This window comes from Pseudomonas cremoris, from assembly GCF_014230465.1.
Genome location: NZ_JAAXCY010000015.1, coordinates 141,824 through 153,800, shown reverse-complemented (window position 1 = coordinate 153,800; position 11,977 = coordinate 141,824). Strand labels below are relative to the sequence as shown.

The following is an 11,977-nucleotide window of genomic DNA, read 5'->3' as shown; positions in this document are numbered from 1 at the left end:
CTGGGCCAGGGATGGCCCATCGCGGCGGCCCACGGATTCAAGCCGGAGAGAGGGCACACCGAGCCTAGGCGAGGTGCCGAGTGGTGGGGCGAAGCGTTTTGCTTACTTTTGCGCTCTTCAAAAGTGAGCCGCTGTAAGAGCGGAACCATAGGCAGCCGTTACCCAAACAATGGATATGTACGCCCCCCAAAAGCGCCCAAAAAAATTGCCCCCCATCCAATCAAAAATGAAGCTTTCATGACAAAAGTTCGGTAGCTCCCAGCCACCCCCGTCTCCCCTATGTAACGCGCTGGACACGATCAAAAGTCGTCTCCAAAGCCGTCAGCAGGACGCCAGGAGTGGGGCATATGGGAACTATGGAACGTTACTCGAAAGTCGGCATGCAGGAGCTCGACCAGCGCCTGTCGAAGATCGTCGAAGCTGCGCGCAAAAAGCCGGTTTCGGTGTACCGCTACGGCGCGCCGTGGGTGTGGATCGTCTCCCAGGAAGACTGGCAAGGCGCCCTCAAGGAAGTCTCCAACTACATCCCCGCGGGCCATTCGCTGGTGTTGTTGCGCCCGCAGATCGACGAGGTCATCGACCAGCATCGCGACGCGCTACTGGCCGAACCGGGCATGTCGATTGCGCCGCACACCCTGGTGCACATCCTGCTGCTGCAACTGCTGTATTCGGTACCCAGCGAACAGCAACTGCACGAACAGCTCAACTACAACCTGCTGTTCCGCTGGTTCGTCGGCCTGGACCTCAACCAGAAGGTCTGGAGCACCCACCTGCTGACCCGCGACATCGCCACGCTGCTGAACAACCCGCGTGCGGTGCAACTCATCCAGAAAATCATCGGTGAAGTGTTTTGTGGCGCCTTGCTGCACATGCCGGAGTTCTCGCTGAACTTCGCCTTGCTGCACACCTGGCTGGCACGGCACAGCCATCTTTCGACCACCAACAATTGAGCAGGCCAAACGCCGTACAAATGGCGATGGCGCAAAAACTTAGAGAATCAGGGGGCGGTGTGGAGCATCTGTTCAAGTCAACGCTGGTGCTGTGCTGCCTGACGCTGGGGGCCTTGGCTCAACCCGCGTTGGCGGAAGAGGCCGTTGCGGCACGCCGGGTAGACGTCAATGAGTACTTCGTGCGCGGCAATACCGTGCTCGATGCGGCGGCGATTGAAGAAGCGGTGTACCCGTTTCTCGGCCCGCAAAAGACCTTGGATGATATCGAGGGGGCCCGTGACGCACTGCAAAAGATCTACCAGGCGCGTGGCTACCAGTCGGTGTTTGTCGAGTTGCCGGAGCAGAAGGTCGATGACGGCATCGTCTACCTGCAAGTCAGCGAAACCAAGGTTGGCCGGGTGCGTGTGGTGGGTGCCAAGCATTACTCGCCGGTAGAAATTCGCGATGAAGTGCCGGGGCTCAAGGAAGGCGCGGTACCGGATTTCACCACGGTGCAAACCCAGCTCGCCGGGCTCAACCGCGGTGCCGGTCGCCAGGTCACGCCGCTTGTGCGTGAGGGCCAGCGCCCCGGCACCATGGACGTGGACTTGCAGGTGGAAGACCAGAACCCCTGGCACGCCAGCCTCGGTCTGAACAACGACTACAGTGCCGACACCAAAGAGCTGCGCTCGGTCGCAACCCTGGGCTACGACAACCTCTGGCAACTGGGCCACAGCATTTCCCTGACCTATTTCACGGCGCCCCAGGACAGCAACAACGCCAAGGTCTGGTCGGGCTCCTACAGTGCGCCGCTGGATGAGCGCTGGACCTTGCAGTTCTCCGGCTACCAGTCCGACAGCAACATCGCCACCCTCGGTGGCAGCAACGTGTTGGGCAAGGGCCATTCCTACGGCGTGTCGGCGATCTACAGCCTGCCGGCCACCGAAGCCTGGGCCAATTCGTTCTCATTGGGCATCGACTTCAAAGACTTCGATGAAGAGATGAAATTCGGCTCCAGCAGTGACCAGGTGCCTCTCAAATACGCGCCGTTCACCCTCGGCTACAACGGCTATCGCTACACCGAGCAATCCCAGTTGGGCCTGGGCCTGAACCTGGTGGTAGGCACCCGTGCCTTCTTTGGCTATGGCAGCGACGCCGAAGAGTTCGACTACAAGCGCTACAAGGCCAGCGCCAGTTTTGCGGTGCTCAAGGGCGACCTGAATTACACCTACACCTTTGCCAATGATTGGCAGTCGGCAACCAAGACAGCGTTCCAGCTGGCTTCGGGGCCACTGGTGTCCAACGAGCAATATTCCGCGGGCGGCGCCACCTCGGTACGCGGCTATCTGGCGGCGGAGCGCACCGGTGACGAGGGCTACTTGCTTTCCCAGGAACTGCGTACGCCGTCGCTGGCCAAGTACATGGGCAGTTACGTGAAGGAGTGGCGCTTTTATGCGTTCGCCGAAGGTGCGCGCCTGCGTCTGCACGACCCACTGCCTGAGCAAGAAGACGAATACAGCCTGGCCAGTGTCGGCCTCGGCACCCGCGCCAGTTTGAGCAAATGGTTGTCCGGCAGCCTGGATTGGGGCTACCCGCTGCTCGATGGACCGAACACCCAGAAACAGGACTCGCGACTGCACTTCAGTGTGCAGGCGACTTTCTGACTTTTTCTTTCGGAGATTTCACCCATGCAACGCCTATTCCTGAGCCTGTTGATCTGCCTGGGCTTCGCGCTCCCGGCCACCGCCCATGCCTGGTGGCAGGACGACTGGCATTACCGCAAGCAGATCACCGTGGACACCACCGCCCAAGGCGCCGCGATCAACCAGGCCCTGGGCCGCACCGCGCTGCTGGTGCGCCTGCACACCGGCAACTTCACCTTTGATGGCGTGAAAGACGACGGCGCTGATTTGCGCTTTGTCAGCGCTGATGACAAGACCGTGTTCAACCACCAGATCGAAAGCTTCGACCCGTTGATGGGCATGGCGTTGATCTGGGTGGATGTGCCCAAGGTCGAAGGTGGCCAACGCCAAGAGCTGTGGATGTACTACGGCAACCAGAAGGCCCCGGCCACCGGTAACGGCCAGTTGACGTTCGACCCGAGCTACACCGCGCTTTATCACTTTGACGGTGCCAACGGCACGCCGCCACGGGACACCACGGCCTATGCCAACACCGCGCTCAACGCCACCGGCGCAAGCATCGACGGTGTGATCGGTCGCGCCCTGCAGTTCAGCGGCCAACCGCTGATGTTGCCGGCCAGCCCATCGCTGCAACACGCCGCCGCTGGTGCATTCACTTTTAGCGCCTGGCTGCGTCTGGACCAGGCCAGTGGCGAGCAAGTGGTATTGGCCCGTCGCGACGGCCCCCACAGCCTGCTGTTGGGGCTGAACCAGGGCACGCCATTTGTGGAAATCGACGGCCAGCGCGCCGTGTCGAGCCAACCGCTGAACCCCGGCCAATGGCAGCACCTGGCGTTCACCGCCGAGGGTGAAAAAGTCACGCTGTATGTGAATGGTCGTGAAACCGCCAACCTCGCTGTGGCGATGCCGGCATTCAATACTCAACTGGCGCTGGGTGCGGACCTGCCCGACGCGGGCAGCACGCATCAGCCATTCGCCGGGGCCATCGATGAGCTGCGCCTGTCCAAAGTGGCACGCCCGGCCACGCTGCTGCTGGCCGACGCCAGCGCACAGGGCGCCGAGTCGAAACTGGTGGCCTACGGTGTGGATGAAGAGCAGTCGGGCTTCGGTTTCGGCAGCCTGGGCTTCTTGCTCAACGCCGTGCCGGTGGATGCCTGGGTGATCATCCTGGTGCTGGTGGCGATGATGTTCCAGTCGTGGGTCATCATGCTGCGCAAGAACCGCCAGGTCAGCCGTGTGAGCAGTGCCAACGAGGTATTTCGCGAGCACTTCGCGCAGATCGGCACCCGCCTGGAAATGTATGCCGATGACGCTCAACTGAGTGAGCGCCTGACCCACTCTTCGCTGTGGCGGCTGTACCTGGTGGCGGTCAAGGAGATCCGCACCCGTCGCGCCCAAGGTGCCGACACCTCGTCGGTCTCGGCTGCGACCATCGAAGCCATCCGTTGCTCCATGGACGGCGTGCGTACCCGTGAAAACCAGCAACTGAGCTCCAAGCTTTCGACCCTGTCCAACGCCATCGCCGGCGGCCCGTATATCGGCCTGCTCGGGACGGTGCTGGGGATCATGGTGGTGTTCCTCGGCACGGCCATGGCCGGTGACGTGAACATCAACGCGATTGCCCCGGGTATGGCGGCGGCCTTGCTGGCCACGGCCATGGGCCTGTTCGTCGCGATTCCCGCGCTGTTTGGCTACAACCGCCTGATCACGCGCAACAAGGAAGTCAGCGCCGACATGCGGGTGTTCGTCGACGAGTTCATCACCCGCCTGGCGGAGATGCACGGCGAGAGCCAGTCCAGTGAAGCGGCGCACCGTCGCGAGCATCACGCTGCCGTTCCGGCCTGAGGAGAATCAGCATGGCTTCCGTAAATGCCTCCCACGACGATGACGATGATGCCGCCGTCGACAGCATCAACATCACGCCCCTGGTGGACGTGCTGATGGTGGTGCTGGTGATGTTCATCCTCACCGCTACTGCCCAGGTGTCGGGCATTCAGATTCATCTGCCCAAGGCCAGTGCCTCGGTGTCGCTGTCGGAGGCCAAGACCAAGGCCATCTCCGTCAACGATGGCGGCCAGGTGTTCCTGGATGCCTACCCGGTCACCCTCGGCGAGCTGGAAGAGCGCCTGCGTATCGAGAAAGCGCTGAACCCGGACTTCCCGGTGATCGTGCGCGGTGACGCGTTGGTGCAGTACCAGAAGGTGATCGAAGTGCTCGATTTGCTGCGACGGCTGGAGCTGTCCCAGGTCGGGCTGGTCACCGGCAAACCGAGCCAGGGCTGAGCCATGACCGCACAGATCCCGATCACGCCGTTGCCGGTGAAGAACAAGCCGCCGTTGCGCCCGTTGAAGTGGGGCGCAGGCCTTTTGCTGGGCGCTGTGGCGGCCTGGTTCTTGTGGCAGTGGGCCAATGACATGAGTGGTGTACGCCGCGAAGCGCCGAAGGTGCCGACGATTATTCCGTTGCCGCCCCCGCCGCCGCCCCCACCGGAAAAACCCAAGGAGCCCGAGCCCCAGGTCGAGGAGAAAGTCCCGGAGCCGGTGCCTACGCCAGAGCCGGAAGAGGTCAAGCCGGCCGAAGAAGCGCCGCCTTCACCCGCCGATGACTTGGCCAACCCGATGCAGATCGATGGCGATGCGCAGTCTGGCAACGACGGTTTCAACATTGGCGCCGGCAAAGGCGGCGGCATGGCAGGTTCCGGTGGTGGCGGCTTGGGTGCTGGCACCTACAAGCAGTACCTGGCCGGAGTGTTTCAGCGCCTGCTGCGCGAAGACCCGGAGTTGCGCAAGAAGGCTTACACCGTGCAGGCGGACTTGTGGTTGAACGCCGAGGGGCAGGTCACGCGGGCAGAGCTGGCCAAGTCCAGTGGCGACGCCCAGACCGATGCCCAGGTGTTGGCCGCGCTGCGTGCGCCCCATGCCACGCAGCGGGTGCCGGCCTCGGTAACCATGCCGGTGCGCCTGTCCCTCAAGGGCCGTCGCCCCGATTGATCGAACCTTATTTTTGGCAATTTTCTACAGGAGTTGCGTACACATGATTTCCCCCGTGAATCGACTGACCCTGGCGGTTGGCATGGTCATCGCGACCCTGGTTGGCCAGGCGGCAGCTGCCCCGGTCGCCCCCTCGGAAAACGTCACCATCAACCTGATCCGGCTGTTGGTGCAGCAAGGCGTATTGACCCAGGACACCGCCAACGGGCTGATCGCCCAGGCCGAGAAAGAAGCCCAGCAGGCACGCCAGGCCAATGCCGCGCCAGTGGTCGCTGCGGGCCCCGCGACAGCACCCGGCGATGTGCGTGTGCAGTACGTGCCGCAGGCGGTGCGCGACCAGATTCGCGATCAGGTGAAAGCCGAAGTGATGAACACCGCCAAGCAGGAAAACTGGGCCCAGCCCAATACTTTCCCGGACTGGATCTCGCGCATCAGCTTTGATGGCGATATCCGTTTGCGCGACGAGTCGCGTTATTTCTCGGGCAACAACAGCAACCAGATCACCGACTACGCCAAGGTCAATGACACCGGCCCGTATGACGTGAACAAAAGCTCCAACTACAAGTTCCCGCCGATGATCAATACCCGCGAGGACCGGGAAAACCTGTTCCGCCTGCGTGCCCGCCTGGGCATGAAGGCCGTGATTTCGCCGGAATGGACCGCTGGCATTCGCCTGGGGACCGGCTCCGACAACAACCCGGTGTCCACTACCCAGACGTTGGGCGGCGGTTTTGGCAAAAAAGATATCTGGCTGGACCAGGGCTACCTGACCTGGAAAACCACCGACTACATGACCCTGACCGCCGGGCGTATCGGCAACCCGTTCTATTCCACCGACATGATGTATTCCAACGACCTCAACTTCGATGGTGTGGCCGCGATCTTCAACCACAAGCTCAGCAACGAGTGGGGCCTGTTCGGGACCTTGGGCGCGTTCCCGGTGGAGTACACCTCTGACGCTGCCAGCACCAACGGCATCGACAAGGAAGACAGCGAGACCAAATGGCTGTTCGGTGGGCAAATTGGCGCCGACTGGAAGATCAACCGCAGCAACAGCCTCAAGCTCGCCGGTGCCTACTACCAGTTCAAGGACATCGAAGGCCAACGCTCCAGCCCTTGCAAACCGTGGGCCGGCGCCGCCGGGTGCGACACCGACGGCACGCGGGTGGCCTTTATGCAGAAGGGCAACACCGTGTTCCTGCTGCGCGATATCCCACTGGACCCGACGGACCCTGCAAAAACCCCGCTGCCGCAATACGTGGGCCTGGCCTCCAAGTTCAATGTGCTGGACCTCAACGCGGTTTGGGACAGCGAGTTGCCGGGTGACTTCAAGCTGCGCAGCCAGGGTAACTACATCCGCAACCTGGCCTACGACAAGGGCGAGATGCTGCGGCGCAGCCAGGGCGAGATCGTCACCAACATCAACAGCAGCGGCCAGTTTGAAAGTGGCGGCAATGCACTGATGGTTTCGTTCACCCTCGGCAGTGCGCTGGAGATGCGCAAGCGCGGCGACTGGAACGTGTTGGCCGGCTACAAGTACATCCAACCCGACGCCTTGCCCGACGGCTTCAACGACTCCTCGTTTCACTTGGGCGGTACCAACGCCAAGGGTTATTTCATCGGCGGCAACTACGGCATCGACAAGAACATCTACGCCAGTGCGCGTTGGTTGAGTGCGTCGGAAGTGTACGGCCAGCCGTTTGAAGTGGATGTGATGCAACTGGAACTCAACACGCGCTTCTGATGCGCACAGGAGATGCCACATGAACACGCGAATCTGCGGGCTGCTGTTGTTGTTCGTCGCCACCGGCGCCAGTGCCGAAGGCATGGAAGAGCGTCTGCGTACCCAACTGCGCAGCACCACCCAGCAGTTGCAGGCGTTGCAAAGCGAACAGGCCCAGGCGAGTGCCGCGCGCATCGCTGCCGAAACCCAGGCTAAACAGGCCCAGGCGCAAATCAAGCAACTGACCGCCGAGCTGGAAAAGACCCGTGGCGTGGCCGAGCAAATGGCCGGCCAGCAACAGAGCCTGCACAGCCAGGCGCAAGCCCAGGTGGCGGCAAGCAACGAGCAGATCGGCAAGTTCAAGAAGGCTTATGACGAGTTGCTGGTACTGGCCAAGGGCAAGGAAGCCGAGCGTGCCCGCTTGCAGGCCCAGTTGAGCGAACGTGACACACAAGTGCAGCAATGTTCAGTCAAGAATCAACAGATGTACGGCGTAGCGCAGCAACTGCTGGCGGCCTACGAAAAGATCGACGTGGCCGAGGTGATGAGCATTCGCCAACCCTTCGCCAGCGGCGCCCGGGTCAAGTTCGAAGAACTCGCCCAGGGCTTTGGCGACGATCTGTACAAGAGCCGTTTTGATGCGCCCCAGGCAACTGCCAATCACTGATAGACAAGGAAGAGATCACCATGAGCGAATTGATCACCAGCGTGACCACCCAGAGCCTGACTGAACTGCTTCAAGAGGCCGGCTACCGCGTCAACCAGACCGAACAGAACGGCATCGTGCAATTGCTCAGCGCCAGCCAAGGCATCGGTTTCGCCGTGCGTTTCGGCAACCCGGCGGCAGAGCAGGGCAACTATGTGGACTTCACTTACAGCTGCGCGCTGCGTATCCAGGGTGAATTGCCCGAAGGCCTGGCCCAGGTGTGGAATGCCTCACGCCGTTTTGCGCGCTTGTCGGTGCAGGGCGAGTTCCTGCTGATGGAGATGGATGTGGTGGTGGCTGGTGTCGGCGCCACGCACCTGCGCAGCCAGTTGGAACTGTGGGATCGACTGTTGCAGGAATTCATCGTCTACCTGCGTGAATACAGCCAGCAAGCTGCGCAGTTGCAAGCCCAGGCAGCGGTTGAGCCGGTTGGCGAAGAGGCACCTGTACTGTGAAAAAACCAACCCTGATGGTCGGCGCGGGTGCGCTGGCCTTGCTGGTGGTGGCGGTGGGCCTGAGCCTGCGACCGGGCAGCGACCCGGTGGCGGCGCAACAGCCGGCGCCAGTGACCAACCCTCAATCGACCAGGCCGGCCGTTGCGCGCCTGGGCAACCAGCAGATCGACCTGCCGGAACTGAAAACCGTGCTGGCCAGCCTGCCAGCCGAGTCCCGCGAGCAGTTGCGCGGCAACCGTGGCGCACTGGAAACCTGGATTCGTTCACGCTTGGCGCAAAAGGCCGTGCTGGAGCAGGCCGACGCCCAGGGCTGGCGCCAACGCCCGGAAGTGGAGCAACAGACCCGCGCCGCCGCCGAGCAGATCGTGTTTCGCGACTACATGCTGTCGGTCAGCCAGGTGCCGGCAGACTACCCCAGTGCAGCCGAACTGCAGCAAGCCTATGACAGCGGCAAGGCCCAGTGGGTAACGCCGCCGTTGTACCGGGTAAGCCAGATTTTCCTTGGGGTGAGCGACCCGCAAAGCGTCGACAGCGTGCGCCGCCAGGCCCAGGAATTGAGCCGCAAGGCACAGGCCGCGCCGGGTGAATTCGCAGCCTTGGCCACGCAGTTTTCCCAAGACCCGGAAACCGCCGCACGGGGTGGGGATTCGGGTATGCAGCCCTTGCAGCAATTGGTGCCGGAGGTGCGCGGGGCGGTATCGCGCTTGAAAGTCGGTGCAGTGTCGGACGTGGTGCAAAGCGCTGCCGGGTTCCATGTGCTGAAGCTGACCGGCCAGCAACCGGCGCGCACTGCCACCCTTGATGAGCTGCGCGAACGACTGACGCAGGCCTTGCGTGCCCAGCGGCAAGAGCAGATTGCCAAGGCCTATCTGGAAGGCATGCTCAACACCGCAACCTTGAGCATCGACGGTGCCGAGTTGAACAAGGTGCTGGAGTAACACGCATCAACCCGCATTGGATGCACAGACCACAAGACAGGGAGTCTCCCATGGCATTTCTAGAACCGTCTGCCCCCCACGGGCCCGCCGCGTATCGGGCGCCAGCCGAGTCGCGCAACACCTGGTTGGCCCTGGCCCACGAGATCGACCCGGACGTGGCGCGCTACTTTCTGGTGAGCGCACGCTGTGGTTGTTTCATGCAGGCGGCGCGCAGTTTGAATATCAAGGCGACGCTGTTGCGCAAGCGCCTGGCGCAGTTGGAAGAACACCTGCGCCATTCGCTGTTCACCTACCAGGGCAACGGCCTGGTGCTCAGTCGTGATGGCCTGCAATTGCAGGCGCAACTGATCGCCCTGGCCCATGAACGGCGCTTGCCGGTGGTGGAGCAGCCGCTGATTCGCCTGGCGGTGGCGGAGCCGATCCTGCATGACATTCTGGGTCGCGACTTGATCGCTTTGCTGCGGCGCAACGCCAGTGTGCGGCTGGAGATCATCTCCCTCGACAGCCATTTGTCCCTGCAAGCGGTGGACGTCGATGTGGTGCTGTGGCTATCGGACAACGACGGCCCGGTACCCGGCCCAAGCTTTGCCACCGAGCCGCCCCGTTCCTTGGCACGCTTGGAGTATCTGCCGCATATCGCCAAGCGCTACTCACGCCTGATCACACGCCCGGACAGCGTCGAAGACCTGGATGACTACATGCTGGTGCAATGGCAGCCGGATGCCCAGGTCGGTGCCTTGCAACCGTGGAACCAGGTGGTACAGCAACGTTTGGCCGCGGTGGTGCAGGTGCATGCCTATTCGTTGATGCTGGAAATGATCCGTTGCGGCGCCTGCATCGGTTTGCTGCCGCACTACATGAGCAACTTCGACCGTGGCCTGGTGGCGTTGCCGGGGTTGCTGGCCGAGGGTATGCAGCGCCAGGTGTGGCTGGCCGTGAATGCCCAGGTGCAACATGCCGAGGCGGTGCAGATGATTGTGGAGTTGATCGTCAGCACGTTTGAGGGGCGGCGGGAGTGGTTTGATTGAGTAGGTTTGTCGATCACGCTCCCACAGGGGGAATGCGGGTATATCCAAAAACCACATCTGGCTCAGCGTTGCAGCACACCTCGAAACGTTGCACTCAACGCGCGCAGAGTCTCCCGCGAGCGCGCATCGCTAATGCGGCTGTAGAGCACCACCTCACTCACCGGCAGGGGCGGCAAGCCGTGTTGCTCGCTCACGTCCACTGCACCGGCCGGGGCCACGCGATGGGCGAGGGCGGCGACCCCGAGGCCGGCGCTGACGGCTGCCCCGACGGCCATCACGCCGCCGCCGACAAACACTTCGGTCCAGTCGATACGCGCCTCATCCAACACGCGTGTCGCCAAATGCCGGACCCCACAGGGCGCCGCCATGGTCGCCATGCGCAGCGGCATGCCCGGCGTGTGTTGCCAGGTCGGCGATGCGAACCAGCCAAAGCGCTCCACCGCCAACACTTCGCCATCCTGCCGGTCGCCTTCGTTGCGCACGATCACGGCGTTCAGCTCATTGCGGTCGAAGGCGGCTACCAGGTCGCGGGAGGAGGCGATGCGCACTTCAAGAATCACCAGTGGGTCATAGGCGGCAAGGCGGCTGAGCCACAGCGGCAGGTCCGGCCCGGCCACATAGTCGCTGATACCGATGACCAAACGTCGGGGCGCGTGGGCTCCCATGTCGCCAAGGGCGCGTTCGTGGGCGTTGAGCAGCGCGCGGGCGGCGACGATGAATTGCTCGCCTTGAGGCGACAGGCGCACGTGCCGCGGCGTGCGTTCCAGCAAGCGATAACCCAGGCGTTCTTCCAGGCGCTTGAGTTTTAGGCTGACGGCGGCCTGGGACGTATCGAGCGCGTCGGCGGCGCGGGTGAAACTGGCGAAATCGGCCACCAGGACGAAGGCCTGTACGGTGTCGATATCCAGGGGCTTGAGCACGTCAGCCATATCAAATCCTTATCGCATCTATATCGGCTCATATCTTGTTGAAATCATCGCTGCTGCGCAAGCTGTAACCTCACCTTGCACGGGAGCTTTTATATGTTTGCCAAACAGTATTCACACCGCTTGCCATCCGACTACGACATGAACGTGATCCGCCGCCGTGCCGCGCAATTGGGGCCGTTGTGGGATCACGCCGAAGGGTTACTGTTCAAGGCGTTTATCGCCCAGGAGCACGGGGGCAACGTGTATTCGTCGGTATACCTGTGGGCCGACCCGCTGCAGGCCGCCGATTTTTTGCTCGGGGAGCGCTTCCAGAAAGTGCTCGACAGCTTTGGTCGCCCGCATATCGAGAGTTGGCTGCCGTTGGACGTGCAGCGCGGGCCGGCGCAGAGTGCGTTGAGTGTGTATCGGGAAGAATGGCCGCTGGAGCCAGGGGCGGATCGGGCCGGGATATTGGCCGAGGAGAAACAACGCAATCAGCAGGTGGCGGACAACCGCGATACGTTCGCGGTCTTCCTGGCGCTGGATGTGCAAGCCTGGCGCCTGGTGCGGTTTACCTTGTCGGCGAAGGCGCTGGACGTTGAGCATCCCGGAACGGGCTATCAGGTGTTCTATCTGGCCCGTCCCGGAATCTAGCGC

General features: G+C 62.4%; 12 protein-coding genes. 11 read left to right on the top strand and 1 reads right to left on the bottom strand.

The genetic code is table 11. The annotated features are described in order from the left end of the window. The first annotated feature begins 356 nt into the window (after window positions 1–356). From HF257_RS30035 to HF257_RS29990, 10 genes are read left to right on the top strand one after another with little or no spacing between them, the layout of a single operon-like run. Window positions 357–950 carry a transposase gene (locus HF257_RS30035; protein ID WP_185710316.1) on the top strand — a complete coding sequence of 198 codons (594 nt, stop codon included), beginning with the start codon at window positions 357–359 and terminating at the stop codon, window positions 948–950. A gap of 59 nt (window positions 951–1,009) precedes the next feature. Continuing rightward, window positions 1,010–2,593 carry a ShlB/FhaC/HecB family hemolysin secretion/activation protein gene (locus HF257_RS30030; protein WP_185710233.1) on the top strand — a complete coding sequence of 528 codons (1,584 nt, stop codon included), beginning with the start codon at window positions 1,010–1,012 and terminating at the stop codon, window positions 2,591–2,593. Window positions 2,594–2,617: 24 nt separating this feature from the next. Then, window positions 2,618–4,417: a DUF2341 domain-containing protein gene (locus HF257_RS30025; protein WP_185710234.1), complete on the top strand. Its 1,800-nt coding sequence runs from the start codon at window positions 2,618–2,620 to the stop codon at window positions 4,415–4,417. 11 nt (window positions 4,418–4,428) lie between these two features. After that, on the top strand, window positions 4,429–4,854 hold the full coding sequence (locus HF257_RS30020; protein ID WP_065905942.1) for an ExbD/TolR family protein: 426 nt from the start codon (window positions 4,429–4,431) through the stop codon (window positions 4,852–4,854). A gap of 3 nt (window positions 4,855–4,857) precedes the next feature. Next, the gene (locus HF257_RS30015) at window positions 4,858–5,562 is read left to right on the top strand and encodes an energy transducer TonB family protein (protein ID WP_185710235.1); all 705 of its coding nucleotides are present in this window, start codon (window positions 4,858–4,860) and stop codon (window positions 5,560–5,562) included. A gap of 43 nt (window positions 5,563–5,605) precedes the next feature. Then, entirely contained in the window at window positions 5,606–7,306 is a 1,701-nt protein-coding gene (locus HF257_RS30010) for a putative porin (RefSeq protein WP_185710236.1), read from the top strand. A gap of 19 nt (window positions 7,307–7,325) precedes the next feature. Next, entirely contained in the window at window positions 7,326–7,952 is a 627-nt protein-coding gene (locus HF257_RS30005; protein ID WP_185710237.1) for a DNA repair protein, read from the top strand. 20 nt (window positions 7,953–7,972) lie between these two features. After that, entirely contained in the window at window positions 7,973–8,446 is a 474-nt protein-coding gene (locus HF257_RS30000; RefSeq protein ID WP_185710238.1) for a YbjN domain-containing protein, read from the top strand. Continuing rightward, entirely contained in the window at window positions 8,443–9,384 is a 942-nt protein-coding gene (locus HF257_RS29995; RefSeq protein ID WP_185710239.1) for a peptidylprolyl isomerase, read from the top strand. The genes HF257_RS30000 and HF257_RS29995 overlap by 4 nt, the downstream gene beginning before the upstream one ends. A 50-nt stretch (window positions 9,385–9,434) precedes the next feature. After that, window positions 9,435–10,412 (top strand): LysR family transcriptional regulator, encoded by a 978-nt coding sequence (locus HF257_RS29990; RefSeq protein ID WP_185710240.1) that lies wholly within the window; start codon window positions 9,435–9,437, stop codon window positions 10,410–10,412. Window positions 10,413–10,474: 62 nt separating this feature from the next. On the opposite strand, the gene HF257_RS29985 is transcribed toward HF257_RS29990, so the two are convergent. After that, window positions 10,475–11,341 carry a LysR family transcriptional regulator gene (locus HF257_RS29985; RefSeq protein ID WP_185710241.1) on the bottom strand — a complete coding sequence of 289 codons (867 nt, stop codon included), beginning with the start codon at window positions 11,339–11,341 and terminating at the stop codon, window positions 10,475–10,477. A 93-nt stretch (window positions 11,342–11,434) separates the two neighbouring features. Between HF257_RS29985 and HF257_RS29980 the strand changes: the two genes are divergently transcribed. Next, window positions 11,435–11,974, top strand: a complete 540-nt coding sequence (locus HF257_RS29980; protein WP_185710242.1) for a DUF4865 family protein — start codon at window positions 11,435–11,437, stop codon at window positions 11,972–11,974. Window positions 11,975–11,977: the final 3 nt, after the last annotated feature.

Excerpts from the sequence above, each read along its gene's own strand:
- HF257_RS30015 (WP_185710235.1), top strand. The coding sequence starts at position 4,858 with ATGACCGCACAGATCCCGATCACGCCGTTGCCGGTGAAGAACAAGCCG.
- HF257_RS30005 (WP_185710237.1), top strand. The coding sequence starts at position 7,326 with ATGAACACGCGAATCTGCGGGCTGCTGTTGTTGTTCGTCGCCACCGGC.
- HF257_RS30010 (WP_185710236.1), top strand. The coding sequence starts at position 5,606 with ATGATTTCCCCCGTGAATCGACTGACCCTGGCGGTTGGCATGGTCATC.
- HF257_RS30035 (WP_185710316.1), top strand. The coding sequence starts at position 357 with ATGGAACGTTACTCGAAAGTCGGCATGCAGGAGCTCGACCAGCGCCTG.
- HF257_RS30000 (WP_185710238.1), top strand. The coding sequence starts at position 7,973 with ATGAGCGAATTGATCACCAGCGTGACCACCCAGAGCCTGACTGAACTG.
- HF257_RS30020 (WP_065905942.1), top strand. The coding sequence starts at position 4,429 with ATGGCTTCCGTAAATGCCTCCCACGACGATGACGATGATGCCGCCGTC.
- HF257_RS29990 (WP_185710240.1), top strand. The coding sequence starts at position 9,435 with ATGGCATTTCTAGAACCGTCTGCCCCCCACGGGCCCGCCGCGTATCGG.
- HF257_RS29985 (WP_185710241.1), bottom strand. The coding sequence starts at position 11,341 with ATGGCTGACGTGCTCAAGCCCCTGGATATCGACACCGTACAGGCCTTC.
- HF257_RS30025 (WP_185710234.1), top strand. The coding sequence starts at position 2,618 with ATGCAACGCCTATTCCTGAGCCTGTTGATCTGCCTGGGCTTCGCGCTC.
- HF257_RS29980 (WP_185710242.1), top strand. The coding sequence starts at position 11,435 with ATGTTTGCCAAACAGTATTCACACCGCTTGCCATCCGACTACGACATG.